The sequence below is a fragment of the Aquirufa antheringensis genome (assembly GCF_023921165.1).
GTDB lineage: Bacteria > Bacteroidota > Bacteroidia > Cytophagales > Spirosomataceae > Aquirufa > Aquirufa antheringensis.
In genome coordinates this window covers 2,233,448-2,259,941 of record NZ_CP049835.1, presented here as the reverse complement: position 1 = coordinate 2,259,941, position 26,494 = coordinate 2,233,448, and the positions used below count along the sequence as shown (strand labels likewise).

General features: G+C 41.0%; 24 protein-coding genes. 14 read left to right on the top strand and 10 right to left on the bottom strand.

The genetic code is table 11. The features are described from left to right. A complete protein-coding gene (locus G9X63_RS10185; protein WP_130896670.1) occupies positions 1-303 on the top strand; it encodes a Dabb family protein in 303 nt (100 codons plus the stop codon). Next, entirely contained in the window at positions 284-724 is a 441-nt protein-coding gene (locus tag G9X63_RS10180) for a YbjQ family protein (protein ID WP_130896669.1), read from the top strand. Before G9X63_RS10185 ends, G9X63_RS10180 begins: the two co-directional genes overlap by 20 nt. On the opposite strand, the gene G9X63_RS10175 is transcribed toward G9X63_RS10180, so the two are convergent. Together G9X63_RS10175 and G9X63_RS10170 are read right to left on the bottom strand one after the other, a co-directional pair. Then, positions 690-2,072: an alpha-L-fucosidase gene (locus G9X63_RS10175; RefSeq protein WP_252622880.1), complete on the bottom strand. Its 1,383-nt coding sequence runs from the start codon at positions 2,070-2,072 to the stop codon at positions 690-692. The two genes, G9X63_RS10180 and G9X63_RS10175, sit on opposite strands and share 35 nt — an antisense overlap. Further along, positions 2,072-4,498 carry a M14 family zinc carboxypeptidase gene (locus G9X63_RS10170; protein ID WP_252622878.1) on the bottom strand — a complete coding sequence of 809 codons (2,427 nt, stop codon included), beginning with the start codon at positions 4,496-4,498 and terminating at the stop codon, positions 2,072-2,074. The genes G9X63_RS10175 and G9X63_RS10170 overlap by 1 nt, the downstream gene beginning before the upstream one ends. Positions 4,499-4,581: 83 nt before the next feature. On the opposite strand from G9X63_RS10170, the gene fucP reads away from it, so the two are divergent. From fucP to G9X63_RS10120, 10 genes are all read left to right on the top strand, one after another. Continuing rightward, positions 4,582-5,907, top strand: a complete 1,326-nt coding sequence (gene fucP / locus G9X63_RS10165) for an L-fucose:H+ symporter permease (RefSeq protein ID WP_252622876.1) — start codon at positions 4,582-4,584, stop codon at positions 5,905-5,907. Beyond that, complete coding sequence (locus G9X63_RS10160; protein ID WP_130896665.1) at positions 5,907-6,242, top strand: L-rhamnose mutarotase; 336 nt, start codon at positions 5,907-5,909, stop codon at positions 6,240-6,242. Before fucP ends, G9X63_RS10160 begins: the two co-directional genes overlap by 1 nt. Then, the gene (locus G9X63_RS10155; protein WP_130896664.1) at positions 6,239-7,888 is read left to right on the top strand and encodes a UxaA family hydrolase; all 1,650 of its coding nucleotides are present in this window, start codon (positions 6,239-6,241) and stop codon (positions 7,886-7,888) included. Before G9X63_RS10160 ends, G9X63_RS10155 begins: the two co-directional genes overlap by 4 nt. Positions 7,889-8,070: 182 nt before the next feature. Next, positions 8,071-8,811, top strand: coding sequence for an SDR family NAD(P)-dependent oxidoreductase (locus tag G9X63_RS10150; RefSeq protein WP_130923371.1), 741 nt, complete (start codon positions 8,071-8,073; stop codon positions 8,809-8,811). A 4-nt stretch (positions 8,812-8,815) separates the two neighbouring features. Then, complete coding sequence (locus G9X63_RS10145) at positions 8,816-9,490, top strand: SGNH/GDSL hydrolase family protein (protein WP_252622874.1); 675 nt, start codon at positions 8,816-8,818, stop codon at positions 9,488-9,490. A gap of 1 nt (position 9,491) precedes the next feature. After that, the gene (locus G9X63_RS10140) at positions 9,492-10,331 is read left to right on the top strand and encodes a fumarylacetoacetate hydrolase family protein (protein WP_130923372.1); all 840 of its coding nucleotides are present in this window, start codon (positions 9,492-9,494) and stop codon (positions 10,329-10,331) included. Next, a complete protein-coding gene (locus G9X63_RS10135) occupies positions 10,328-11,161 on the top strand; it encodes an amidohydrolase family protein (RefSeq protein WP_252622871.1) in 834 nt (277 codons plus the stop codon). Before G9X63_RS10140 ends, G9X63_RS10135 begins: the two co-directional genes overlap by 4 nt. After that, positions 11,158-11,940, top strand: a complete 783-nt coding sequence (locus tag G9X63_RS10130; protein WP_252622869.1) for an L-fucose dehydrogenase — start codon at positions 11,158-11,160, stop codon at positions 11,938-11,940. The genes G9X63_RS10135 and G9X63_RS10130 overlap by 4 nt, the downstream gene beginning before the upstream one ends. Further along, entirely contained in the window at positions 11,937-13,001 is a 1,065-nt protein-coding gene (locus G9X63_RS10125; RefSeq protein WP_252622867.1) for a D-TA family PLP-dependent enzyme, read from the top strand. Before G9X63_RS10130 ends, G9X63_RS10125 begins: the two co-directional genes overlap by 4 nt. Then, complete coding sequence (locus G9X63_RS10120) at positions 12,992-14,050, top strand: dipeptidase (RefSeq protein WP_252622865.1); 1,059 nt, start codon at positions 12,992-12,994, stop codon at positions 14,048-14,050. Before G9X63_RS10125 ends, G9X63_RS10120 begins: the two co-directional genes overlap by 10 nt. On the opposite strand, the gene G9X63_RS10115 is transcribed toward G9X63_RS10120, so the two are convergent. Genes G9X63_RS10115 through G9X63_RS10085 form a run of 7 tightly spaced genes read right to left on the bottom strand, consistent with a single transcriptional unit; the run spans position 14,047 to position 22,103 of the window. After that, on the bottom strand, positions 14,047-14,763 hold the full coding sequence (locus G9X63_RS10115; RefSeq protein WP_252622863.1) for an SDR family NAD(P)-dependent oxidoreductase: 717 nt from the start codon (positions 14,761-14,763) through the stop codon (positions 14,047-14,049). The two genes, G9X63_RS10120 and G9X63_RS10115, sit on opposite strands and share 4 nt — an antisense overlap. A gap of 1 nt (position 14,764) precedes the next feature. Further along, complete coding sequence (locus G9X63_RS10110; RefSeq protein WP_130896655.1) at positions 14,765-16,480, bottom strand: IlvD/Edd family dehydratase; 1,716 nt, start codon at positions 16,478-16,480, stop codon at positions 14,765-14,767. Then, entirely contained in the window at positions 16,473-17,111 is a 639-nt protein-coding gene (locus G9X63_RS10105; RefSeq protein WP_252622862.1) for a hypothetical protein, read from the bottom strand. Before G9X63_RS10105 ends, G9X63_RS10110 begins: the two co-directional genes overlap by 8 nt. Further along, complete coding sequence (locus tag G9X63_RS10100) at positions 17,104-18,252, bottom strand: MalY/PatB family protein (RefSeq protein WP_252622860.1); 1,149 nt, start codon at positions 18,250-18,252, stop codon at positions 17,104-17,106. Before G9X63_RS10100 ends, G9X63_RS10105 begins: the two co-directional genes overlap by 8 nt. Then, on the bottom strand, positions 18,242-19,012 hold the full coding sequence (locus tag G9X63_RS10095; RefSeq protein WP_252622857.1) for an N-acetylmuramoyl-L-alanine amidase-like domain-containing protein: 771 nt from the start codon (positions 19,010-19,012) through the stop codon (positions 18,242-18,244). Before G9X63_RS10095 ends, G9X63_RS10100 begins: the two co-directional genes overlap by 11 nt. A 1-nt stretch (position 19,013) precedes the next feature. After that, positions 19,014-20,339 carry an MFS transporter gene (locus tag G9X63_RS10090; protein WP_252622855.1) on the bottom strand — a complete coding sequence of 442 codons (1,326 nt, stop codon included), beginning with the start codon at positions 20,337-20,339 and terminating at the stop codon, positions 19,014-19,016. Between the two features lie 6 nt (positions 20,340-20,345). After that, positions 20,346-22,103 (bottom strand): alpha-amylase family glycosyl hydrolase, encoded by a 1,758-nt coding sequence (locus G9X63_RS10085; protein WP_252622853.1) that lies wholly within the window; start codon positions 22,101-22,103, stop codon positions 20,346-20,348. A 98-nt stretch (positions 22,104-22,201) separates the two neighbouring features. On the opposite strand from G9X63_RS10085, the gene pgmB reads away from it, so the two are divergent. Both pgmB and G9X63_RS10075 read left to right on the top strand, forming a co-directional pair. Further along, on the top strand, positions 22,202-22,849 hold the full coding sequence (gene pgmB / locus G9X63_RS10080) for a beta-phosphoglucomutase (protein ID WP_252622851.1): 648 nt from the start codon (positions 22,202-22,204) through the stop codon (positions 22,847-22,849). A gap of 80 nt (positions 22,850-22,929) precedes the next feature. Further along, the gene (locus G9X63_RS10075; RefSeq protein WP_252622850.1) at positions 22,930-25,203 is read left to right on the top strand and encodes a family 65 glycosyl hydrolase domain-containing protein; all 2,274 of its coding nucleotides are present in this window, start codon (positions 22,930-22,932) and stop codon (positions 25,201-25,203) included. A gap of 139 nt (positions 25,204-25,342) precedes the next feature. On the opposite strand, the gene G9X63_RS10070 is transcribed toward G9X63_RS10075, so the two are convergent. Then, positions 25,343-26,341 (bottom strand): fatty acid desaturase, encoded by a 999-nt coding sequence (locus G9X63_RS10070; RefSeq protein ID WP_252622849.1) that lies wholly within the window; start codon positions 26,339-26,341, stop codon positions 25,343-25,345. Between the last annotated feature and the right edge of the window lie 153 nt (positions 26,342-26,494).

The following is a 26,494-nucleotide window of genomic DNA, read 5'->3' as shown; positions in this document are numbered from 1 at the left end:
ATGTTTGTACACATTGTTAATTTTTGGTTAAAAAAAGGGTTAAGCGCAGAAGACATTGCGCTGTTTGAAGCAGGCGTCCAGTCATTAGCTGACGTAGAAACGGTGGATGTATTTAGCGTAGGAAAACCGGCTAAAACAGATCGTCCAGTAATCGATCGTTCATACGATTATTGCTTATTAACAACATTTGAAGAGGAGAAAGGACACGATTATTACCAAACGGCTCCCATCCATTTAGAATTTATTAAAAACTGTGCCCACCTTTGGGACAAAGTCTTGATCTATGATTCAGAAAGCATGTAAGCTTCTTCTCGTGTTTAGCGTGGTGGGTTGTTCTAAATATGTGAAACCTTCTACCTATTACTCGAACGATTTTAAAAATGGGGGTGTAGAACGCCACGATGGACTAGGATTTGAGGTGCCCGTAAAATACGATATTGATGTCGTGTATTTTAACGAAAAACCTAAACAGAACTACGAGGATATCGAGACCATTAAAATGTCTGGGGAAGTGCCTCTAGAGGATAAGCAGCTCCAGAATGGAAAAATGCTTTACCGAGGTAACCACCAAGATAAAAAGCAGGAAATTTTACGTCAAATGGTCGATAAGGCCAAAGAATTAGGTGCAACTGCCCTAATAGACGTTAAATATTCCGTTTATAGCACGCAAACAGCAAACGGCTTTACCTTTACTGGAAAAGCGGTTCGTTACGTGTTGAAATAAACCGATAAGCTTCTAAATTAGAAATTAAAACAGGACCTCTAGATCCTGTGAATCTAATTTGGAAGCTTTTTAGTTTCCGCTCTTTGAAGGTGATCATTCGCTTGTGACCGATTGTTCCCGCTTTAATTACTTCCTTATTACCCAATTCATCGACCAATTCCACTTCGAAACTACTCACGCGCTGCCCTAAGGCAATAGGCTCTTCAAGCATGAGGGTGTTTATGCTTAAAGGGTTTTTCAATTCAACGCGAATATCCTTCTTTTTAGGAGAGGCCATCCAAAAGGTCGAGTTCTTTCCATCGAGTAGTGGATCATTCGTATTTTTCTTTAATAGATTAACAAGTGATTTTGTGCGAATCGCCGCAAAGCCCATCAGTGAAGCCGAATCATTCTCGTGAATCAAACCTCGCGTATCGACAGGAATATTCAATAAAAGATTCGAATTTCGACCTACCGAAGCAGCGTAAATCTTTAATAAGGAATCAGGTGTCTTGACCTTATTATCCTGATCCGGATGGTAGTACCAACCTGGACGAATAGATACATCCACTTCCGGAGATACCCAATGGGTTCCATTTTCTTGACCATTTCTATAATTGTCAAAATCAGGACATCCTGGATAGATCTTATCGCGTAAAATTGGACTCCACATCGTATCATATGCGTATCCCCGCTCATTTCCTACCCAACGAATATCTGGTCCTGCATCGGAAAATTGCACAGCAGCTGGTTGATATTTATTAACCATGGAGTGGAACAAATTCCAATCATACACCTGCTTCTTACCATTGGGACCCTCACCATTAGCACCATCGTACCAAAACTCGAATATAGGTCCGTAGTTCGTCAATAATTCCTCCTGCATTTTGGCATACACCTGATTATAGTCATCTGTTCCATAGGCAGGATGGAAACGATCCCAAGGAGACAAATAAATACCCAGCTTCAAACCGTATTTCTTGCAGGCCTCTGACAATTCTTTCACCACATCTCCCTTACCGTTCTTCCATGGGGACTTTGCCACCGAATGGGTCGTATATTTAGATGGATAAAGGGCAAAACCATCGTGATGTTTAGCTGTCAAAATCAATCCTTTCATTCCTGCTTTCTTTGCAATTCTAGCCCACTGATTGCAATCTAATGCAGTCGGATTAAAAGAAGAGGGACTTTCTTTTCCCTCGCCCCATTCCACATTCGTAAACGTGTTCATGTTAAAATGAATGAAACCATAAAACTCTAATTCCGACCAAGCTAATTGCTTAGCAGAAGGAATAGGATAGACGGGAGCTACCTTTTGAGAAAATAGCGAATAGCTTAATAGAGCAAATAATAGCGTAAATCTTTTCATTAAAATTCAGTGTATAGGAAGCAATTTTCGAAAATGGTTTGACCTTGGTTAGGAATCGCACGGAATAAAGGGTTAAAACCAAACCAAATGATTTTACCTTTATCCACCTCTTTAACGCCTAACATTAAAGAATTGGCTAGTTGAGCTTTCTTATTAGCCCCTACAAAACCCATAATATTCGGCTTTGAAGAAGTTTTTAACACAGGTGTAAAATCCTTCGGAAGCTTAACGAAATCACTCACTTGATTTAGAATATAGATCGATGTATCATTAATTCTGAAGGCCAAAGGATGGGTCTTTTCTAACTCCACTTGCAACATATTCCCTGAAGTGGTATTAGACAATTCAGCTCTCTCACGCATTGCATAAGTCGAAGTGTGTTTAGCGGTATCCTCTTTCACCACTAAATCCTTATCCTCCAAAATCTTACGAGCACCTTCCATTAAAATTAGTTTCCCGCCTTTTTTCACCCAATCAGTTAATAGAATTGAATTCGTATTCGATAGGGCGGCATGTTTGCCATCAGGATAAATGATGTGCGTGTAATTGAACAAATTCGACTTAAATAATTGCGTCGACGGGATGAACGAGGGCTTAAATCCGTATTTCTGAGTTAAGAAATAGGCTAGTTCTCCTTGTTGATTTACGTCATTAACTGGATCGACTACTACGGCAATTTTAGGAATAAAGATGGGTTTAAAATGGGGTGAACCAAGGTCGTAGCTTGATTTTGAGCGGTAGGAGTCAAGAGATTCTAGAAATATGTTAAGCTTTTCCATTTTTTGTAAAAATTTAACACGATCTGCGTTTTTAACCTTAGTAAACGAAATAATAATTTCTCCATTTTGCACATCTGAAAAAGTAACTAAAGCGCCTATTTGAATTGCAGAATGAATTAATTTTTGATTTAAGGATGGAACTTTAGGCGTTGCAATATAGGCGACATGCATTGCTGTATCAAGATCTAACAACCTTTCTCCTTCATGATCTTTAACTACATTAAACACATTTTCATTAACACCAAACGCCTTTATTCCATTCAATTGAAACAAATTCCAAGCTGTGATATCATATGTCATTGAATCTTCTATGGCGATAGTTGGATCCAATAAAGCTTGAATCAATGGCGCAGATGACTGTTTAGCAGGAATTAATAATCCAGTAAAATTATCCAATAATGAAACCACCTTCATTGATGAATAATCATACACCTTAGTTGATTTTGAAACACCCATATCTTTCATATAGGTGATATTATTTTTCTCTAATAATTGAATAAATTCTTGACCTTTTTCTAATTCCTCCTCCGGCACAAAATAATACGCAAACTTATTCGACGGATTCGTTCTCGACTTATCATGCACACCATAAAACGAAGCTTTCAAGCTTTCTGCATTTGCTAAAGACCATTCGACTAAATTTAGTGCCAAAGCCGAGTGGTGCTTCACTCGATCCACAAGGGAAATAGTATCGCCGTCACTTTTGGCAGAAATTAATCCACCTCTAATTCCCCCTTGCTCTAAGGTCATTCCTAAGGCACCATTCAAAACAGGGTAGGTGTCTCCGTAGCCTGGGTACAATAAATCATACACTTCAGAAGTGAAATAAGGCCATTTCTTTTCATCAAATAACTTCGAAAAAGATCGACCTACACTTTCCTGTAAATCCTTTGTCGACTGCGCAATGAAATTCAAATAAGGCTTTGCTGCCGGGGGGAAATAATACGAGTGTTGGAAACTTTGCTCGTGAAAATCCGCGTGCATCATGGGCATCCAAGAACGGTAGAACTTCAAACGCTGTTGTGTCTCTTTCTGTGTCTGCCAAACCCAATCGCGGTTTAAGTCAAACGAGAAATGGTTATAACGACCTGATGTAATTCCCTCATAATGCTCTTGATCGTTCGGATCTGGATTTCCACCTGCGATATAATTACGGCGATTGTATTGGGTCACATACGCATCGCGACCATCTGGATTGATGCAAGGATCAATCAAAATAACATAAGGAACGGATTGATTGGGTTTTGAAATCAAAGCATATAATGTGTTCAAAGCCGCCTCGCTTCCGGCTGCTTCATTTCCGTGCACATTAAAAGAAAGATTGATGATCACGGGGAGTGAAGTATCCGTTTTTTCGCCTTGGATACGTTTCTGGTGATTTTGCTGCACTTGCTCTAGGCTCACTCCAGATGGAAGATTCGCAATAAGCATTTGGCCTTGCTCGCGCCCCTCACTGGTTTGACCATATACTTGCCATTGTGCTAGTCCATTACTTTGTGATGCCAAATAACGACTATAGGCTACAATCTGATGGTGGTAAGTAAATTTTGTACCGATAGGGTAGCCTAAGAATTCTTCAGGCGACTTAATCTGAGCTGAAAGGCTTATGCTACCTAGTAATAGGAGAATAGCAAAGTAATTTTTCATTATGTCAATTTGGTTTGCATTAAAATTAAATAAAAGGCGGTAAATTAAGCAGTGTTTTGACTTTATAAATAAATTAATTCAACATGGCATTACCTCTAAACGATAAAAAAACAACCCTAAAGAATTCAGAATCCACTTCTTATACGATTCCCTTAATCCTAGTCACTAGTTTATTCTTCTTGTGGGGACTTGCTAATAGCTTAAATGGTTCCTTAGTCAAACAATTCCAAACTGCCCTAGATTTGCAGCGCTGGCAAGCCAATATCGTGGAGACGGCCTTTTATTTTGGGTATTTCGCGATGGCACTCCCAGCCGGATATGTCATGAAAAAGATGGGCTATAAAGCAGGAATCCTAATGGGCTTAATACTTTATGCCGCTGGATCTTTTCTATTTTACCCTGCAGCAGAAGTACGTATTTATGGCTTTTTCTTAGCAGCCTTGTTCTTAATGGCTTCTGGAATTGCCTTTTTAGAGACTGCTGCAAACCTTTATGTGACGGTATTAGGAGATCCTAAAAAGGGAGATTTTAGATTAAACCTAGCTCAATCCTTTAATGGTATGAGTATTATTTTAGGACCTATCATCGGTGGATTATTCATCTTCTCTGAGAAAGAATATACACGAGAAATGATTCAGGCGCTTCCTGTTGCAGAAGCAGAAGCCATTCGGATAAGCCAAGCCGCTTCTGTACAAATGCCCTATCTAATCATCGGACTTGTCGTAGCATTAGTTGCCATATTGTTTGTATTCACCAAAATGCCAGAATTACAATCAGCAGAAGAATCAAACGGCAAAGTAACTATAGCGAGTTTATTAAAGCGTAAACATTTGGTATTAGGGATATTAGCGCAGTTTTTAAATGTAGGGGCACAGGTTTCACTTTGGGGGAATTTTGTGGATTTGAAATTGGATTTGGCCAAAAACGACAATTTGTGGATTGTAGATAAAATCTACCAAATATCAGATACGATGAGTCCTACGCAGATTGCTAGTTTCCATGCTTCCTTTGCTTTTATCTTGTTTTTACTAGGTCGATTCATAGGAACTTATTTGATGGGAAGAATTGCCTCAAACAAAGTGTTAGGCATATATGCCATAGGAGCAGTGATCTCTGTAGCCGTGGCGATGTTCGGAGGAGGACTAGCTGCTTTATTGGCTTTGATAGCTGTCTATTTCTTCCAATCCATTATGTTCCCGACCATTTTCGCCTTGTCTTGCAAAGGCTTAGGTGACGGATCTAAATTAGCATCCTCTTTAATCATTATGTCCATTGTAGGTGGGGCACTTGTTCCTCCGTTAACCGCATCTTTATTCAAAATAGGTACGGTAGCAGCATTGAGCGTACCTTTATTGTGTTTTACTTATATTATCTATTTCGCTTACAAAGGATTTGAAATCAAAGACTAATGCAACGATTTATCTTATTTCTAGACTTGAAGGATGACCCTGAATTAATCAGGGAGTATGAGAAATACCACGAGTCCATTCCTACAGAAATTGAAGATAGTATACTTTCTTCAGGAATAGAATCCATGCAAATCTTTCGTTTTGAGAATAGACTTTGTATGGAAATTATTTCAAATGATGAATTTAGTTTTGCCAAAAAAGGGGAGATGGATTCCCTTAACCCAGCCGTACAAGCCTGGGAAACCTTGATGTCGAATTACCAAAAAACAATCCCTGGAACTCCAGCAGGAGCCAAATGGGTACTTGCCAATACCATATTTAGCCTAACAAAATGAGCCAAACATTCCTACAAATTAACCCTACTGACAATTTACTTGTTGCCTTACAAGATCTTCCTAAAGGAACTGTTATTCAGCACAACGGCAATGAAATTACACTTCAAGATGATATAGCAGCTAAGCATAAATTCACCACGGAAGCCATCGCTAAAGAGGGAAAAGCAACGATGTATGGCGTTTTAGTAGGACTTGCGAGTCAAGATATTCCCAAAGGAGGGCTCATTCACACCTTCAATTTACATCACGCTGCCACTGATTTTGTGGGAAAACAACAGGAGTATAATTGGACTGCGCCTGATGTATCAAAATTCCAAAACAGAACATTTAATGGCTACCACCGCGCAGATGGTCAAGTAGGTACTCAAAACTATTGGTTAGTCATTCCCCTGGTTTTCTGCGAGAACAGAAATATCGAATTATTAAAGAATGCGTTCTTAAATGGTTTGGGCTTCCAAAAAATGGACCCATTCACTCAAAAGGTGCAACAATTAGGTAAGCAACTAGCTGAAGGAAAAGCACTAGAAATAGACACGGCTTCTTCTGCCTCCGTTTTAGTTCATAAATCATCCCAATTCCCGAACGTAGACGGTATCAAATTCTTAACGCATGAAAGTGGATGCGGCGAGAATAAAGACGATTCCTTAAATCTATGCGCCTTATTAGCGGGTTATTGCCTAAATCCGAACGTTGGCGGAATAACTGTTTTAAGTTTAGGATGCCAACATTCTCAAATTGAGGTTTTTAAAGAGAAGTTGAAAGAAAAAGATCCGAATTTCTCTAAGCCATTATACATCTTTGAGCAACAACAAGATAATGGCAGCGGAGTAGAGAATATGCTGAATGAAGTGATTCTACAAACATTTAAGGGTCTAGTGGAAATCAATAAACAAACGCGTAAACCGGCTCCTTTATCCGCATTACGCGTAGGTGTTAAATGTGGTGGATCAGATGGATTCTCGGGAATCTCTGCGAATCCAGCTATTGGGCATACCGCAGACTTAGTCGTAGGACTAGGTGGAACGGTGATGATCGCTGAATTCCCTGAATTATGTGGTGTCGAACAAGAACTTCAAAATAGATCAGTGACTAAAGAAATCGCTGACAATTTCGGTTTCTTAATGCGCGAATATGCAAGACGCGCTGCCTTGGTAGGCGCAGGTTTTGATATGAACCCATCTCCAGGTAACATCAAAGATGGTCTCATCACAGATGCGATCAAATCTGCGGGAGCCGCTAAAAAAGCCGGTTCATCACCTATCGAAGATGTGTTAGGCTATGGCCAATACGTAACTAAGAAAGGGTTAAACCTTGTTTGTACTCCTGGAAATGATGTTTTAGCAACAACGGGTATGGCCGGTGCTGGTGCTACCATTCAATTATTCACTACAGGTTTAGGAACACCGACAGGTAATCCAATCAGCCCCATGGTGAAATTATCAACCAACACTAAACTAGCTGTGAAACTGCCTGAAATTATCGACATCGATTGTGGTCCAATCATTTCCGGTGAAAAGACGGTAGAGCAAATGGGTGAGGAAGTTTTAGAATACATCATTCAATTAGCCTCTGGAGAGATTAATACGAAAGCGATGGATCTAGGCCAAGATGACTTTATGTTCTGGAGGAGAGGGGTTTCGCTTTAAATGGTGAATGGTGAATGATAGATTATAGAGTAGAGAGTATAGATGTGATGAATGGTGAATGATACATTTTTCCTCCGAACAATTGACTAAATCGTATAGCGATGACTAAATGACGAAGTCGTGACTAAATCGCATAGCGATGACTTGTTCGCGCAGCAACTACCCACTGACAACTGAATGACATGTTCAAACTAACTAACAAAAAAGTCCTCATCACCGGCGGATGCTCCGGCATCGGACAATCCATTGCGCTAACTTTCTTAGCACAAGGGGCGGAGGTGCATGTTTTGGATTTAAAGCCATCTGCAGAACCTATGCCGGATGAAATCACCTTTCATCAAGCTGATATAACTTCACTAGAAGCGGTAGAGGCCATTGCTGCAAAGTTGAAAACGATAGATATCTTAGTCAATAATGCGGGGATTCCGCAGATTGGAAATTTGGAGAAAACGAGTCCATCAGACTTCCAACGCATCTTTGATGTCAATGTAAAAGGGGCTTATCATTGTATGTATGCTTTTATTCCAGCTATGATGGAACAGAAATCAGGGGTAATATTGAATATGGCCTCGGTGGCAGCCTCGGTGGGAATTCCAGATCGTTTTGGGTATTCGATGACAAAAGGAGCCATCAAATCGATGACTCAATCGGTGGCGAAAGATTACGTAAAACAGGGTATTCGTTGTAATTGTATATCACCAGGAAGAGTCCATACGCCGTTTGTGGATGGGTTTATTGCCAAAAACTACCCAGACCAACAAAAAGAAATGTTTGAGAAACTTTCTGCTACTCAACCGATAGGTCGAATGGCGAAACCACAAGAAATTGCGCATTTAGCTTTATATTTATGTTCCGATGAAGCCGCATTTATCACAGGTTGTGATTATCCAATCGACGGTGGATTCATTTATTTAAACAACTAAACCTATGAAAAAACAACTGATTTGCCTGTTATTGATTTTGGGAACCTCACTGAGTTCATTCAAGAAAGACGGTCCTAAGCGTATTATTTTCTTTGGAGATTCCATCACTCAAGCGGGAGTAGGAAAGACTGGGTATATTACCAAAATGACCGAAATGATTGCCGCACAAGGCCTTTCGAATCAGTATGAGTTAATCGGAGCCGGCATCGGAGGAAATAAAATTTACGATTTATACTTACGCCACGAAGAGGATGTGGTCGCTAAGAATCCTAATTTAGTCATTATTTACATCGGTATTAATGATGTTTGGCATAAAACAAGTTCACGTACGGGTACGGATGCGGATAAGTTTGAAAGATTCTATACTGCTTTAATCAAGAAGATTCAAAATGCTAATGCTCAAGTAGTTATCTGCACACCTACAGTGATCGGAGAGAAGTTTGATAACTCAAACGAGAACGATGGAGACTTAAATGCTTATTCGGCCATCATCAAGAAAATCGCTAAAGACAATAGTGTTCAATTGATCGATTTGCGCAAAGCCTTTATGGATTACGAGGCTAAAAACAACATCGAAAACAAGGCATCAGGTATCCTGACATCGGACCGCGTTCACTTAAATGAAACAGGTAATCAGTTCTTAGCTGATACGATGTGGGACGTTATTAAAAAATTATAAGATGAAATTAGCTAGAATCGGAGAAGAGGGGGCTGAAAAGCCCTGTATTTACCAAGATGGTACCTATTATGATGTGTCATCCCGTTTTATAGATTTTAACGAATCCTTTTTTCAACAGAATGGCTTAGCAGAATTAGCTCAACTACACCCAAGTGATTTCCCAGTCATATCCGGACGATTAGGTTCTTGCGTAGCAAGACCGAGTAAAATCGTATGTGTAGGCTTAAATTACGCGGATCATGCCAAAGAAACAGGAGCAGAGATTCCTAAGGAACCCATTTTATTCTTCAAGAGCACGACAGCCCTTTCTGGGCCGAATGACGATATCATTATCCCCAAGAACTCGACGAAGACAGATTGGGAAGTAGAATTAGCCATTGTGATCGGTAAAAAGGCCTCCTATGTTTCTGAAGCCGATGCCTACGATTATGTAGCAGGTTATTGCTTGCACAATGATCTATCTGAACGTGAATACCAATTAGAACGTGGTGGAAACTGGTCCAAAGGGAAGGGATGTGATTCATTTGCGCCTTTGGGACCCTATTTAGCGACAAAAGAAGAGATAAAAGACGTACATGCCTTAAATATGTGGCTAGATGTCAATGGGAAACGCTTTCAAACAAGTAATACCAATCAACTGATATTTAATGTTCCTCAAGTCGTTTCCTATATCTCTCAATTTATGACTTTATTGCCTGGCGATGTCATCAGCACGGGTACACCTCACGGCGTGGGATTAGGCTTTAATCCTCCTATCTATTTAAAGCCAGGAGATGTAGTTACCTTAGGCATGGATGGATTAGGGGAACAAAAACAATTGGCAAAAGCTTATCAGGGATGATTGATGCACATCAACATTTTTGGAATTACAACGAAGAGCGAGATACCTGGATAACACCAGAGATGTCCGTTCTTCGGGCTGATTTTTACCCAAACTACAGCGAACGTCTATTTAAAGACCAAGGTTTTACAGGCTGCGTGGCTGTCCAAGCGGATTCTTCTGAAGAGGAGACCTTATTCCTATTAGCATTAGCGGAACAAAACGAGTTCATTCAAGGAGTTGTAGGTTGGGTGGATTTACAAAGTCCCAATATTGAAGATCGACTGGCTTATTTCTCCCAATTTGAGGCCATCAAAGGTTTTAGACATATCGTTCAAGGGGAAAAAGATCCGAATTTCCTGGCTAGTTCAGCATTTATCCGAGGCGTCAAAACACTCGCTAGCTTCGATTTAAGCTATGATTTATTAATCTATCCGCATCAAATTAAATCGGCTATTACTTTTTGTAAATCCTGCGATGAACAAAAAATCGTGTTAGATCATTTGGCCAAAGCCCCACTTAAATCAGGGAATATCCAAGAATGGAAGAAAAATATTCAAGCGTTTGCTGGCTTATCGCACGTTTCCGCTAAAATATCGGGGATTGTGACGGAGGCAGCAGATCAATCTTGGACACAGGAACAAGTAAATGAGATTGTGAATGTGGCTTTAGACGTTTTTGGTCCACAGAGACTACTGATCGGAAGTGATTATCCAGTTGTTTTAGTCAATTCAACGTTAGAACGCTGGGTTACCTCATTTCAAGAAGCGCTTAAAGGGTTGAACGCGTCTGAAAAAGAACTGATCTACCATCAAAACGCCATCGAATTTTATCAATTAGAGACACTATGAATTTAGGATTAAGAGAGAAAGTGATTATTGTGACTGGTGGAGCCAAAGGTATAGGAGAAGGAATTTCCGAGTCTTTGGCCTTAGAATCTGCCATGGTAGCCATTGTAGGAAGAAACGAGGCAGATAATCTGCGTTGCATTGAAAAAATTCAAGCGACTGGTGGACAAGCGTTTTCCTTCGTGGCTGATTTAAGCAATCCCTCCGAATGCCATCAAGTAGTTGAAAAAGTGGCTACGATGTTCGGGAAAATTGATGGATTAGTTAATAATGCAGGTTTAAATGACGGAGTAGGCCTAGAAACAGGTAATTACGAGAAATTCATTCAATCCATTAACGCAAATTTGACCCATTACTATTTAATGGCTCAAGCAGTATTACCTTATTTGAAAAAAAGCAAAGGGGCTATCGTTAATATCGGATCGAAAACAGCAGAAACAGGACAGGGAAACACCTCTGGATATGCAGCTTCGAATGGAGGACGCAACGCCTTAACGAGAGAATGGGCGCTAGAATTGCGTGATTATAACATTCGAGTGAATTCGGTCATCGTGGCAGAATGTTTTACGCCTATGTATGAGAAATGGATTGAGACGTTAGAAAACCCGAAGGAAAAATTAGCCAGCATTACCAGCAAAATACCTTTAGGTCAACGAATGACCACAAAAGAAGAAATAGGCGATATGGTCACATTTTTGATATCTCCTAAATCAAGTCATACCACCGGACAAATCATCCATGTAGATGGGGGCTATGTTCACCTAGATCGAGCGATTTCATGAGAAATTTGGAAATCTTTGAAAGCCCGGGATTAATCGTATATCCTGATCGGGTAAAACGTAATATTGCCAAAGTCATCGAAATGGTGGATGGTAATCCCGCACGCTTGCGTCCGCACATCAAAACACATAAAACAAAAGAAGGAAACGACTTATTATTAGCAGCGGGAATCACCAAATTCAAATGTGCTACTATCGCCGAAGCGGAACTATTAGCGCTTTCAGAAGCGCCAGATGTGCTTATTTCCATGCAATTGATCGGACCTAATTTGGACCGTTTTAAGGAATTAGTAACCCATTATCCTAAAACAAAATTCTCCTCTATCGTAGATGATGCATTTGCCTCATCCGAGCTGAATCGCATTTTTACAGACCTTTCAGCAGGAGTTTTTGTGGACCTCAATATGGGGATGAATCGCACGGGTATTTTACCTGCTAAAGCTTTGGCTTTAATTCAACATATAGAAACTTTGCCTAATGTCACTTTGCGGGGTTTACATGCCTATGATGGTCATATTCGGGACAAAGTATATGAGGATCGAGTGAAACACGTGGAAACTGATTTCACCTCATTCTACAAACTTCTAGAGCGCTTAAACCGTTCTGATCTAGAATTAGTCGTATCCGGAACCCCTAGTTTCCTGGTGCACCACAAAAATCCCCAATTTACGTGTAGTCCAGGAACCTTTATCTTTTTCGATGCAGGTTATGCGGCCTTATTTCCAGAAAACACCTTTGAATTTGGAGTAGAGATTATCGCTAGAATCATTTCAAAACCTACCGATACCACTATTTGTCTTGATTTAGGTCATAAATCGGTGGCGGCTGAAAATCCGATAGATAATCGCGTTCGCTTCCTGGATCATCCAAATTGGGTATTAAAGTCCCAAAGCGAAGAACATGGCATCGTGGAAGTAGGTGATAATTCAGCATATACTATAGGTGAAATCGTCCGAATGATACCTTACCATATTTGTCCTTCGGTTAATCTACATTCCCATCTTCAAGTCATTGATGGTGGATTGTGGGAAGTGAAAGCTAGAAATCGCAGACTATGTTATTAATCGACGCCCATTTAGATTTAAGTATGAACGCGCTCGAGTGGAATCGAGACCTGCGCGCTAGTATTCAAGAAATCAATGATCGGGAGAAGCATTTATCGGATAAACCTGATCGTGGCAACGCTACCGTAAGTTTGGACGAATTACGAAAAGGGAATGTAGGCATCGTTGTGGCCACTCAAATAGCTCGCTATGTGGCACCTGACTCCACATTACCCGGCTGGAATAGTCCAGAACAAGCTTGGGCACAAACACAAGGTCAATTAGCCTATTACAAAGCACTAGAAAGAACTGGGGATCTTCGTCCAATTCGAAATAGATCCGAATTACACGATCATTTAACGCAATGGGAAGCTGATAAACATACAATTGGCTATATCTTGAGCCTAGAGGGAGCTGATTCTATCGTTTCATTAGAGTATTTAGAAATAGCCTATGCATCTGGTTTACGTGCCTTAGGTCCAGCTCATTATGGTCCGGGACGTTATGCACAAGGTACGAATGCCACGGGCGGAATGGGAGCAAGGGGACGTGATTTATTGCACAAAATGACGGATCTACAGATCATTTTGGATGCGACGCATTTATGTGATGATAGTTTTTGGGAGGCGATGGAATACCACCAAGGTCCCGTTTGGGCTAGTCATCAAAATTGCCGTGCCTTAGTGGATCATAATCGTCAATTCAGTGATGAACAATTGAAAGAGATTATTTCGCGAGGAGCAGTGATTGGCATGCCAATGGATGCGTGGATGATGGTTCCAGGTTGGGTGAGAGGGGAATCCACACCACTAAACAAAAATGTAACCCTAAACACGCTAATTGATCATTTAGTGCACGTTTGCGACCTAGCAGGAAACACGAATCATGTGGGATTGGGCACCGATTTAGATGGAGGGTTCGGTAGAGAGCAATGTCCTGCCGATATTGAAACGATTGCTGATTTACAAAAACTACCTGAATTGCTATTGAAAAGAGGATTTTCGGATGATGATATCGTCAAATTTTGTCACCAAAACTGGCTTGATTTCTTAGAAAAGACCTGGTCTTAGGCCTTTGGCGGTGGACTTATGCTTGTCCAGCCACCATCCACAATTAATGTTTGACCTGTGATATGCTTTGCTTTGTCACTCAAAAAGAAACAAACCGCTTCTGAAATATCTTGAACATCTGCAGGCTTCCCTAAAGGTGTCAATCTACTCCATTCCAGTAAATAGTTTTCGTCTTTCTCCGTACGTTCTGTCATGGTAGCACCAGGTGAAACCGCATTGATGCGAATTTGGACAGAGGAGAGGTCGATGACTAAGTTTTGGACTAATTGATTTAACGCCGCTTTTGTCATCCCATACGCCGCTAAATCTGGATGCGCTTGATGCCCCGTAACAGAAGAAGTGACCACAATAGAACCAGGATTACCCGCTTTGCGAATGGCTTTTGCTACTTCTTGAATCAAGAAAAAAGTCCCTTGAATATTCAAATCCAATAAAGACTTCATAGAAGCTGGACTATAATCCCAAAAACTCCCAAAGGTAGTAACCCCCGCATTACAAACACAACCAGCTAAATCACCTGGTAATGTTTGCGCATAAGCCACTAACTCTTGGATAAACTCGTAAGAACTAACGTCACCGGCCTTCGCGTAGGGTCCAGATAAAAGAGTGGGATCAATGTCATTCATGACCACTAAATGCCCCTCCGCCATCAATTGCAATGCAATTTGATGCCCAATCCCTTGACCAGCTCCGGTGACGATATACACTTTCATACTAATGTGAATCGCGGGTTACAATCGAACCTGATCCACCTTTCAAGAAATCGAAATCAGCTCCTTGATCTGCCTGTTCGACATGATCAATGAAAAGACCTACATAACCACGAATCGTTTTAGGCTTTTCAAAAGGTTGTGCTACTTTACGAGCTGCTAATTCTTCCTCTGAAACTTCCCAATTTATCGTTCTATTTTCGACATCTAAGGCAATGTAATCCCCATTCTGCACCCAATTTAATGGTCCACCAGCGGCGGATTCAGGAGAAACATGAAGAATAACCGTACCAAAACCCGTACCACTCATTCTACCATCAGAAATACGAACCATATCTTTGACTCCTTTTTCCAATAGCTTCTTCGGAATTCCCATATTACCTACCTCTGCCATCCCTGGATACCCTTTAGGCCCCACATTTTTCAAGACCATCACCGAATTTTCATCGACTTCTAATTCAGGTGAGTCAATTCGCGCGTGGTAATCTTCAATATTTTCAAAAACAACGGCTTTTCCTCGGTGCTTAAATAATGCTTTAGAAGCTGCAGATGGTTTCAAGACAGCACCATTGGGTGCTAGGTTTCCACGAACCACCGCTATTCCTGAATCCGGTTTAAAAGGAGCATCAAAAGTAGAAATGATGGAAGGCTCGTAAATAGGGGTATTTTCAATGTTTTCGCCCACTGTCTTACCATTTACCGTAACGATAGACGTATGCAAATGTTCCTTCATTTGATTCATCAAAGCCGGAAGACCACCTGCATAATACAGGTCTTCCATAAAGTGCTCTCCTGAAGGCTGAATATTAGCCAAAAGCGGAATATTACGAGAGAATTCATCGAAATCATCCAATTTCAAATCTACGCCTAATCGACCCGCAATAGCCGTTAAGTGAATCACAAAATTGGTCGAGCCACCTGTTGCTGCATTGACGCGAATGGCATTTTCGAAGGCTGGACGCGTTAATACTTTGGACATCTTCAAATCCTCATTCACCATCTCTACAATACGACGTCCAGAATGCTGTGCAAGCACTTTTCTACGGACATCTGCCGCTGGAATGGCCGCATTTTGTGGTAAACTTAAACCTAAAGCTTCTACCATCGTCGCCATCGTAGACGCCGTACCCATCACCGCACAATGACCTGGAGTTCTTGCCATACAGGCTTCTGCTTCGATAAATTCCTTCTGCGTTAACTCTCCTAGTTTATAGGCTTCAGCGAAACGCCAAACATCAGATGTTCCAATTTCCTTCCCCTTAAATTTCCCTTTCATCATAGGTCCACCCGAGATAACCAAGGTTGGCAAATCGACACTACAAGCACCCATCACAAGAGAAGGAGTCGTTTTGTCGCATCCACACATGAGTACCACACCGTCAATAGGGTTCGCACGAATGGATTCCTCCACGTCCATACTCGCTAAATTGCGGTACAACATCGCGGTAGGTTTGATTAAGGTTTCGCCCAAAGACATCACCGGAAACTCCACTGGAAATCCACCCGCCTCAATAATTCCTTTCTTCACAAATTCCGCTAATTCCCTGAAATGAGCATTGCAAGGTGTTAATTCTGACCAGGTATTGCAAATACCAATCACTGGTTTCCCTTGAAAATAATCATCTGGAATTCCTTGATTTTTCATCCATGCCCGGTAGATAAATCCATCTTTACCGGTCTTTCCAAACCACTGCTGCGAACGCAATTCAACTTTACTCATTGTCTTTTTCTAGGTCTAAGGTTTTAGAGAGAACAAAACTTCCGTCCGCTCCATATTTATAATAACAAGCGCGAATACCAGAAGAGATATCCGCATAAGGATCATTTTCATAGCCAAAAGAATGCACGATGGCCGCTTTTTCTAAATATAAACTATCTGCCCCCGCATAGCCTAAACGCTGCCGGCCCATAACCGAAGGAAATCGAATGGCCCTAACATTCCCACTTTCAAATTCAAAAGCAAAAATTCGGTAGTTTTTACCCTGCCAACCAGCTACCCAAAATTCAGGCTTCTCATTTCCATTCAAATCCGTTGCCAAAACGGAGGATGCCTTGAAATTAGCTACATTTTTTTCTATCAGAACTGCGTGACTTTTCTCCAATCGAATTATTCCAGAATCAACAGTAACCGTAAAGTCTTCGAAGGCAGAAGTTAACTCAGAAGCCCTAGTTTTCGATACGGTATCATCTGCAGCAATGAGCGCTAGGGAATCTCCATATGCCTTCACCACATCTACATCTGTTATCTCTGTTACTGCTGGCTTGTCATCTAATTCTCCTATGTACACGAAAATATAGGCCAAAAAACCTAACAATAGCACGAACAAGAAAAACTTCAACAACTTAGCCATTGGTAATCGATTTCATGCGTTCAATTGCTTTTTCTAGAACTGCTCGTGGACAAGCAAAATTCAGCCGAATAAAATTCCGACCCTTGAATTGCTCCCCACGTAACACGTGAACACCGGCCTCCCAGCTTTTCTTCTGGAAATCACCCAATACAGCCTCGTCGTATTCAATCCAAGCTAAATAGGTCCCTTCAAGAGGCTGCATAGCTAGACCAGGAGTAGAACGCACAAAATCTAAGAGTAGATCATGATTCGCGCGTAAATAGGGCAGAAGCTGCGCTAACCATTCTTCCCCATGTGCATAGGTAGCTAACATCACTTCGATACTATGTCTAGATAGCATGGAGAAGAAGCCTGCGGAAGCTTTAGTGAATTTATCTCGAAGTGCAGCGTCCGGAATGACGGCAACCGCTCCACCTAATCCCGCTGTATTAAACGCCTTAGAGGTAGCAAAGAAACTAATGATAGGCTGTTTCTCAAATCGACCAATCGAAATGTGCTCCGACTGAGGATATAAGCGCAAATCAGCGTGAATTTCATCAGAAACGATGGTTACGTTGTATTTCGCACAAAGTTCCACCATGCGCAAGATTTCTGTTTCATTAAAAACAGTCCCACCTGGATTATGTGGATTACACAAAAGGAAAACTTTCGGCCCTTTTTGAAGACCTCGTTCGAAATCTTCAAAATCATAGGTCCAGCGATCGCCCTCTTTGACCATTTCAAACGTAATCAGTGGGCAATTAACCCATCCAGCTACTAAATGAAAGGGATGATATACAGGAACTGCGGTAATAATTCCTTCCTTCTCATTGGTTAAGGCCGCACAGGCAGCAGTAATGCCGGGCACAATACCAGGAATCCAAACTTGTGAATCAAGCGATGTAGTCCAAGCATAATCGAGTTCAATTTTATGCTGAGCCGCTATTTTTAAAGATTCAGGAACAATAGAGTAACCTAATATACCATGAGCCGTGATACGATCTAATGCCTCCAAAATTTCATCTGCCACCGGGAAATCCATATCTGCCACTGGCATGGGTAAAATGTCTAGATGAGCAGGGTAAGCCACATTATCCCATTTGAATGAATGGGTTTGACGGCGATCAATAATTTGGTCGAAATTGTATTGTTTAATGGGCATATTCCGGTCTAAAGACATTAAATCCTATCATTGAAGGATGATTCTTTAAATATACGGAAATTGATTCAACTGATTGACACACTTTTCGGCGATCTTGAGAAGCGTGGACTAAATAATATTGACCCTTTTGCTGGCGAATAAAGCCTACATGTTGGTAATCAAGGTCTTTCCGCTTTGAAACGAAGGCTATAACATCACCCGATTGAAGAAAAGATGACACCTTAGAAAAGGATGCACTAGGAACATAGGTCATCGAGCCTAAATCTTTTTCCATTCTCTGAATGTCAGGGAGCACAATTATCCATTTTTTAGGAGCCAAAAATTGCGACAAAAATTCCACTTTTTTAACCGCTAAAACGCGAAAATAAGAAGGAATAACCTGTTTAAACAAGCCTTTGTCCTCCATTTGAAGAAATGTGGCGCTCAAATAATGATTCCTATTTTCATAGGAGATAGGCTTTCTGGCATAACGAATCCGCTCTAATTCACGAAGGAATGTAGAATCAACTCCTTTGGAACGGTATAAACTCCACACATTCTCCACAAAGGTCACGCAATCAAAACCAGAAAAATCCACCACAAACTTCTCCGGGTTTTCTTTCGATAAAGCATGAGAGGTATAGGGAAGGCCATAAAATTGCTCCGCAATCAACAAGGGATTACGCTTTTCTCGCGCTGCTTGAATCCGAGGCAAAACTGCTGAAGGAATTACCTGAGAAAAAGCGATGAAAGGGAAAAGCAAAAATACCCAGACTTTCATGCTAGGCCTTTTCCTTAATCCACAATACGCTAATCGAACCAGCGATAAAGAAGAAACCCGCTACCACGATAGCGAAAATGGCATTACCACCGTACACGTGTTTCACCAAGGATCCTCCAATAATACCACTCACGATTTGAGGTAAGGTGATGAAGAAATTGAAGATACCCATGTAAACACCCATTTTAGACATTGGAATGGAACCAGCTAAAATGGCATAAGGCATCGCTAAAATAGAAGCCCAAGCCATTCCCACACCCACCATACTGAGGATCAGCATCTGAGGATCTGAAATGAAATAGATAGAAATTAATCCCAAACCACCGGCTATCAAAGAAACCGCGTGCGTCGCTTTATTTCCAATTGCTTTGGCAATGCGTGGCAAAAAGATGGCATAAACGGCAGAAACCGCACTGTAAACGCCAAAAATAATACCCACCCAGTTGGCCGCATTTTGGAATTCAGGAGAACTATGATCGTCCATCGGTAATCCGTAAACGTGGTGCGCAATGGCAGGAGTGGAGAATACCCACATCGAGAATAAGGCAAACCAAGAAAAGAATTGCACCACACCTAATTGGCGCATCGTGAAAGGCATTTCCTTAATATAACGGAATACGGACCAAATCGAATCCTGTTTACCTTCTTCCTCAAAACCCATCGCCTCACGCTCTGCTGGAGAATATTCCTTAGTCGTCGCAATCGTCCAAACAATCGCTGTAATAAACACGGCTGCCCCTACGTAAAAACTATATAATACGTTGTCTGGGATTTGGCCTTCCACAGCATCCTTTGAAATACCGAACCAATTACCAAACATATAGGGTAGCCAAGAACCCACTACCGCTCCAATTCCTATCAAGAAGGTCTGAATCGAAAAGCCCAGCGTATTTTGTTCTTCTGGTAAATTATCCGCCACTAAAGCCCTAAACGGCTCCATCGCCACGTTAAACGAAGCATCCATCATCATTAAAATACCCGCACCCACGATCATCGGAGGGATAAAATTAGCTAAGGATCCCGCATGAGGGAAAAAGAACAAGGCTGTCGCAGCTAAAATCGCTCCTGTTAGGAAGAAAGGTTTTCTACGACCCAATCCATTCCAAGTACGATCTGAATAAAAACCAATAATCGGTTGAATGATCATCCCTGTTAAAGGCGCAGCTAACCAAAACCAAGATAATTGCTCGACATCTGCACCGAAGTTTTGAAGTACGCGGGAGGCATTACCATTCTGTAGTGCAAAACCAAATTGAATGCCTAAAAATCCGACACTCATATTAAAGATTTGGCCAATACTTAAACGCGGCTTAGTAAATGTTTTCATAGGTTTTTATAGTGAAATAACGATTGCGGAATTAGAGGGTATTTGAATACGATTTCCTTCGACTTTCCCCGCTGCAGCTGTAGGAGGGACAAACGATTTGATTGTTTTAAGCGTATAGGATTTTATTCCCATCATATCCATGGCTAACGTAGGTATTTCGATGTTAAAATCATGATTCACAGAATCAAAATTACAAATGATTAAGTTGCGGCCTTTATCGGTATAGCGCAGATAGGCATATACTTTATCTTTTGGATAGGCCGCATTTTGAGCGTATTGAAGATCAAAAAACTTTCCTTTTTGAATCACTTCGCTCGAATTAATCCACGCTAACAATTCGCTGTAGAAAGAATCAATTTCTTTTTCAGCCGCCGTTAATTTACCTCCATCAAATTTTCCACCATTTAACCAGCGCTGGTGTGTATCAACGCGATAAAAATCAAACATCGTTGTACGATCGTCTGCCTCATTAAATCCTTCGATTTCCTGCGCTTTCTCCCCAAACTCTTGACCAAAATAGATCATCAAAGGTCCATCGTGCATACTCGCGGTCAATACCATACCCGGAATAGTCGACCAAAAATTAGAAGCCGCAAAGCCACGTGAATTCAAACGCGTCTCATCGTGATTTTCTAGGAAACGTAACATATGGTTCGCAAAATCACCAGATTCCTGTTGCCAAACACGGGTAATATCAGCCGTAGTTGCGCCAGGTTTATTTTCCATAATATGACGAATTCCGTCATAAAGACCCACTTTATCATACAAATAGTCAAATCCTCCTTTGAAAATATAATTCCGGTATTCTTGTGGGTTATAAATCTCAGCGATAAAAACTACCTCTGGATTGAGTGCTTTTACCTTAGGAATAGCATAAGCCCAAAACTCGACAGGTACCATCTCCGCCATATCACAACGGAAACCATCCACTCCTTTTTTGGTCCAATACACTAACACATCTGTCATTTTCAACCAAGTATCCGGAATCGGATCAAAATGCGTCTGATTTCCATGTTGAAGATCAACACCGTAGTTTAACTTTACCGTTTCAAACCAATCATGAATCGAAGGTTGAGCGGAGAATACGTTGTTACCACTCACTTTCGCAGGAATTTCAATATAAGGAACTGTCACAGGGACTGGCGGATTCACACCCGTAGGAATGGTAAACTGAGTACCTGGTAAATAGTAGAAATTATTGGAAGGAGAGAAGGAGAGGTCTTTGTTATCGTTTTGGCCAAAATCAACCACTCCCGCCGGTTTCTGATCCGAATGATACACTCTGGCTAAGTGATTTGGTACAAAATCTAAGACTAATTTTAAATCTGCTTGATGGACACGATCTAACATAGCAGAAAACTCTTGCATCCGTTCAGCCGGTTTATCGGCTAAAAAAGGATTCACATCATAATAATCCTTAATCGCAAATGGCGAACCAGCGCGACCTTTGACTACCTGAGGATGATCTAAAGGCGATCCGAAAGCAGAAAAATCCTCCATCGTCGCGTGCTCTAGAATTCCCGTCGTATATAAATGAGAATAACCTTTCTTCTTCAATGCCTGTAAACCCTTAGTAGATATATCTTTGAACTTAGTTACCCCATTCTCAGCAGCAGAACCGTTTCTTTTCACGTTGGTATTTTGATTTCCCCAAAGATGGAACATCATTTGGTACACAACATGTTTATCAGTTTTTACGGATTTCTGAGCCATAAGAGGATACATTAAGAAGGCGGACAATAGAACAAGATAAAATTTACGCATATAATTTAAAATAAACTGTCTAGCACAGCAGAAAAAGGTTTTTTGGCAGATGTAAATGTAATAATTTTGCTAATCTTTAAAACAATCCCTACCTAAATATGTCTTACAAAGCCTGCCTTTTTGATCTCGACGGAGTATTAGTTGATACAGCAATTTATCACTTTCAAGCCTGGAAAATGCTAGGAGAGAATTTCAACTACCAATTAACCGAAGAGCAAAACGAACTATTAAAAGGCGTATCCAGAGTAGAATCATTGAATCGCATTCTAGATTGGGCTTCATATTCCGCTACAGAGGAACAAAAGGAAGCTTGGTTGAAAGAGAAAAACGACAATTACCTGCACTTAATTTCGAATATGAATCCATCCGAAATCCTTCCAGGTGTGGTGGATTTCTTAGGCCAAATTAAAGCAGAGGGCTATAAAATCGCCTTAGGTTCCGCCAGTAAAAATGCGGAGATCATTCTAGAAAAGACAGGATTAATGCCTTGGTTTGATCTAATCATCGATGGAAATAAAGTAAGCAAGAGCAAACCAGACCCAGAGGTATTCTTAAAAGGTGCCGAAGGACTAGGTTTTACGCCAGCAGAATGTATCGTATTCGAAGATGCTCAAGCCGGGGTAGAAGCTGCCATAAATGGAGGAATGAAAGTGATTGGAATAGGAGAAGCGTCGGTATTGAGCGATGCTAACAAGGTAATTCCGAACTTTATCGGAATAAAATCGGCTGATTTGCTTCTTTTTTAAAGAAACAGCCTAGCACAGAAATGTCCAAAATTTACAATTTTCTATTTTTGTGAGATTATCCTAATTACCTAATAAACTGAATGAAGCAATACCTTAAAATAGATGAGTGGAAAGTCATTGAAGACCAATTCCACCCCGCCTACAACGAAATCACCGAATCCATTTTCTCACTCGGCAATGGCCGTATGGGACAAAGAGGGTCTTTTGAGGAGACTTATACCGGTAAAACCCTTCAGGGAAATTATGTAGCGGGCGTCTATTATCCAGATAAAACCCGGGTGGGTTGGTGGAAGAATGGGTATCCTGAGTATTTTGCCAAAGTATTAAATGCCGCTAACTGGAACGGATTATCTATTCAGATCGGAGGAGTAGAAATCGATTTACATACGAGTGAAATCCATACATTTTACCGTGAATTGAACATGAAGGAGGGGTATATCCTTCGTAACTGCGAAATCACGCTTTCGAACGGGAAACGCTTAGCCATTGAATCCATTCGCCTCAATAGCATGGCGGATGATGAATCAGGTGTTATTTCCTATTCTATTACACCATTAAACTTCACTGAAGACATTCAAGTAAAAGCCTTTATCGATGGAGACATCAAGAATAAGGACTCGAATTACGATGAAAAATTCTGGGATGAGGTAAAAGTGGGTTCGAATTTTGTTTGGTCGAAAACCAAGAAAACAGGCTTCGAAGTCATTACAGCTCAACAAATCGAGATTAAAGCTAATGGTCAAAAAGTAGACGCAAAAGCTACCTCAACAACCCGCGAAAAGTACAGTGAACTGGCATACACGCTATCAGCAAAGCAAGGCGAAAAATTGACCCTTATCAAGTATGCGGTTAACATCAGCTCTGAGAATCACCCAACGGCGTCCTTTGAAAAGATCGCCTCAGACTACTTAGCCCGTATTTCAGCGAAAGGATTTGACAAAATGTTGCAAGAACAAGCGACAGCTTGGGCGACCAAATGGGCCATCAACGATATCATCATCTCTGGTGACGCATCCGCTCAACAAGGCATTCGTTTCAATATATTCCAAATGAACCAAACCTACACAGGGGAGGACGATCGTTTAAATATTGGTCCTAAAGGCTTTACTGGTGAGAAATACGGCGGATCGACCTATTGGGATACAGAAGCTTATTGCATTCCATTCTACCTAGGTACCGCTCCGGCAAAAGTTTCTAAAAACCTATTAATCTACCGTTGGAAGCAATTAGATCGCGCCATTGAAAACGCAGGTAAGCTAGGCTTCAACAAAGGCGCAGCCCTTTATCCAATGGTGACGATGAACGGAGAAGAGTGCCACAACGAGTGGGAAATCACCTTTGAAGAAATCCACCGTAACGGAGCCATCGCCTATGCGATTATGGACTACGTTAATTACACAGACGATCGTAAACACTTAGTAGAGTACGGCTGGGAAGTGTTGGTCGGAATCGCACGTTTCTGGGCTCAACGCGTAAACTGGTCGGAAGACAAGCAGAAATACGTCATGTTAGGCGTAACAGGCCCGAACGAATACGAAAACAACGTTAACAATAACTGGTACACGAACTACATCGCCACTTGGTGTTTAAAATACACGCTTGAAGTTTACGCAGAGATTCAACAGAATTACCCTGCAGAAGCTGCGGCTAAAATTACTTCAACAGCTTTCGCAAAAGAGGAAGTAGCGCAATTCCAGCACATCATCGAAAACATGTATTTCCCACGCGATGAAAAGCAAGGGATCTATTTGCAGCAAGATGGTTTCTTGGACAAGGTAATCGCACCCGTAGATACCATTACGGCAGAAAGACCAATCAACCAAAAATGGTCTTGGGATCGCATCCTTCGTTCATGCTACATCAAGCAAGCGGACGTATTACAAGGGATTTATTTCTTTGAAGACGATTTTAGCCTTGAGGAATTAGAACGCAATTATAATTTCTATGAGCCCATCACGGTACACGAATCCTCGTTAAGTCCTTGCGTTCATAGCATTTTAGCCGCTAAACTAGGCAAAGAAGACAAATCGTACGAATTCTACACACGTGCCGCACGTTTAGACTTAGATGATTACAATAATGATACAGAGGATGGCTGCCACATCACCAGTATGGCCGGCACCTGGATGTCGATCATCAAAGGTTTTGGTGGCATGCGCTTAAAGGATCACACCCTGCATTTCAATCCATTTTTGCCAAAACAGTGGAACGAATTCTCCTTCAAAATCAACTTCCGCGCGAATCAATTAAACATTGCCGTGAAAAAATCGGGAGTGGAGATCACTAATCTGGCTGGACCGGAGTTGACGGTGTTTGTGCATGGGGAGGCAAGACTACTAGAGAGTAGAGATTAGAGAGTATAGAAAAGAGATAAACTATCTCTACCATAAACAAAAAGGGAGCAATTGCTCCCTTTTTGTTTATCCAAATCTATACTCTCTACTCTATAATCTCCACTCTACTATCTCTTCTCTCTACTCTATAATCTATATTCTATTTTAATAGCTCTATATCCGGCATCGATTGATCCGTCAACGGAACTCCATCACGCTCTTTACGCGCAATACGAGAATACAAGCCTATTTCTTGTGAGAATAGGAAGGTGAAGAATAGCTTCACAAAGGACGTATGGTATTTCAAGTTGTCATAAAACTCAGGAGCGGCTGCCTTTAACTTTGGCAAATTATTCCAAGGAACAGATGGCATATCATGGTGTTCATTATGGTAACCCACATTCATATTAATGCCATTCAAGTTTCCATAATAGGAATACGTCTCCTGGTTCTTGTCTAACACTAAGAAATGTTCTTGGATCCAACGTGCTCCTAAAGGGTGTAATCCCACAGAAAATAGGAAACTTAATCCCATATAGGCTAGTGCTGACCAACCCAAAAAATAAACAATGATCGCATCAAAGGCTATTTGAGCAATAATATTCATGATTACTGGACGATCAAACACCGCTAATTCGATACAACGCATGGTACGAATGCCTTGAAAGAAAGGGAACAACAATAACCAGATCATCTTACCGACGAAATAATTATCGATCAATTTAGCCTCCCAATAATCCGGTAAATCTGCATCTAATTCATGAACTCCCTGAAAAGCATGGTGCTTTAAATGGAAATTCTTGAAAGAAATGGCTGTAGGAAAGAGGGAGGGGAAGTTAGCGATGATTCCCGCTAACACATTCCAAGAATTCTTTTTGAAAATCAAATTGTGCGCAGACTCATGAATACACACAAACAACGTATGCGTAGGAAAAGCCCCAAAAATCCAAGCCACACCTACAATCGCCCACCAAGGGTAATCCTTGATGAAATAGGCCATGGCAATCTGCATACCTACACAGGCTAAAATCCAAACGAAGGTCATCGGATTCTTTCCGATTAAATTCTTCACCTCAGGATGTGCTCTCACAATGGCACGTGTACGCGCTCTATGCGGTTCTGGGCCTTCTACCCAATTAAAATCTTTTGATTCGGACATAATTGTCTACTATTTAGTATGCAAATATACCACATATCGCCATTTTTTCCGTTAGCTCACTGATTTTAAATCAAAAGGTGACAATATGTCACAAAAGCCTTTGACCATCTCAAATGGCACATTCCTTGTATAAATGCTGTCAAAATATTTAAA

What these genes read in the sequence shown, in the direction of transcription:
- G9X63_RS10185 (WP_130896670.1), top strand. Translation starts at nt 1, where the DNA reads ATGTTTGTACACATTGTTAATTTTTGGTTAAAAAAAGGGTTAAGCGCA.
- G9X63_RS10180 (WP_130896669.1), top strand. Translation starts at nt 284, where the DNA reads ATGATTCAGAAAGCATGTAAGCTTCTTCTCGTGTTTAGCGTGGTGGGT.
- G9X63_RS10175 (WP_252622880.1), bottom strand. Translation starts at nt 2,072, where the DNA reads ATGAAAAGATTTACGCTATTATTTGCTCTATTAAGCTATTCGCTATTT.
- G9X63_RS10170 (WP_252622878.1), bottom strand. Translation starts at nt 4,498, where the DNA reads ATGAAAAATTACTTTGCTATTCTCCTATTACTAGGTAGCATAAGCCTT.
- fucP (WP_252622876.1), top strand. Translation starts at nt 4,582, where the DNA reads ATGGCATTACCTCTAAACGATAAAAAAACAACCCTAAAGAATTCAGAA.
- G9X63_RS10160 (WP_130896665.1), top strand. Translation starts at nt 5,907, where the DNA reads ATGCAACGATTTATCTTATTTCTAGACTTGAAGGATGACCCTGAATTA.
- G9X63_RS10155 (WP_130896664.1), top strand. Translation starts at nt 6,239, where the DNA reads ATGAGCCAAACATTCCTACAAATTAACCCTACTGACAATTTACTTGTT.
- G9X63_RS10150 (WP_130923371.1), top strand. Translation starts at nt 8,071, where the DNA reads ATGTTCAAACTAACTAACAAAAAAGTCCTCATCACCGGCGGATGCTCC.
- G9X63_RS10145 (WP_252622874.1), top strand. Translation starts at nt 8,816, where the DNA reads ATGAAAAAACAACTGATTTGCCTGTTATTGATTTTGGGAACCTCACTG.
- G9X63_RS10140 (WP_130923372.1), top strand. Translation starts at nt 9,492, where the DNA reads ATGAAATTAGCTAGAATCGGAGAAGAGGGGGCTGAAAAGCCCTGTATT.
- G9X63_RS10135 (WP_252622871.1), top strand. Translation starts at nt 10,328, where the DNA reads ATGATTGATGCACATCAACATTTTTGGAATTACAACGAAGAGCGAGAT.
- G9X63_RS10130 (WP_252622869.1), top strand. Translation starts at nt 11,158, where the DNA reads ATGAATTTAGGATTAAGAGAGAAAGTGATTATTGTGACTGGTGGAGCC.
- G9X63_RS10125 (WP_252622867.1), top strand. Translation starts at nt 11,937, where the DNA reads ATGAGAAATTTGGAAATCTTTGAAAGCCCGGGATTAATCGTATATCCT.
- G9X63_RS10120 (WP_252622865.1), top strand. Translation starts at nt 12,992, where the DNA reads ATGTTATTAATCGACGCCCATTTAGATTTAAGTATGAACGCGCTCGAG.
- G9X63_RS10115 (WP_252622863.1), bottom strand. Translation starts at nt 14,763, where the DNA reads ATGAAAGTGTATATCGTCACCGGAGCTGGTCAAGGGATTGGGCATCAA.
- G9X63_RS10110 (WP_130896655.1), bottom strand. Translation starts at nt 16,480, where the DNA reads ATGAGTAAAGTTGAATTGCGTTCGCAGCAGTGGTTTGGAAAGACCGGT.
- G9X63_RS10105 (WP_252622862.1), bottom strand. Translation starts at nt 17,111, where the DNA reads ATGGCTAAGTTGTTGAAGTTTTTCTTGTTCGTGCTATTGTTAGGTTTT.
- G9X63_RS10100 (WP_252622860.1), bottom strand. Translation starts at nt 18,252, where the DNA reads ATGCCCATTAAACAATACAATTTCGACCAAATTATTGATCGCCGTCAA.
- G9X63_RS10095 (WP_252622857.1), bottom strand. Translation starts at nt 19,012, where the DNA reads ATGAAAGTCTGGGTATTTTTGCTTTTCCCTTTCATCGCTTTTTCTCAG.
- G9X63_RS10090 (WP_252622855.1), bottom strand. Translation starts at nt 20,339, where the DNA reads ATGAAAACATTTACTAAGCCGCGTTTAAGTATTGGCCAAATCTTTAAT.
- G9X63_RS10085 (WP_252622853.1), bottom strand. Translation starts at nt 22,103, where the DNA reads ATGCGTAAATTTTATCTTGTTCTATTGTCCGCCTTCTTAATGTATCCT.
- pgmB (WP_252622851.1), top strand. Translation starts at nt 22,202, where the DNA reads ATGTCTTACAAAGCCTGCCTTTTTGATCTCGACGGAGTATTAGTTGAT.
- G9X63_RS10075 (WP_252622850.1), top strand. Translation starts at nt 22,930, where the DNA reads ATGAAGCAATACCTTAAAATAGATGAGTGGAAAGTCATTGAAGACCAA.
- G9X63_RS10070 (WP_252622849.1), bottom strand. Translation starts at nt 26,341, where the DNA reads ATGTCCGAATCAAAAGATTTTAATTGGGTAGAAGGCCCAGAACCGCAT.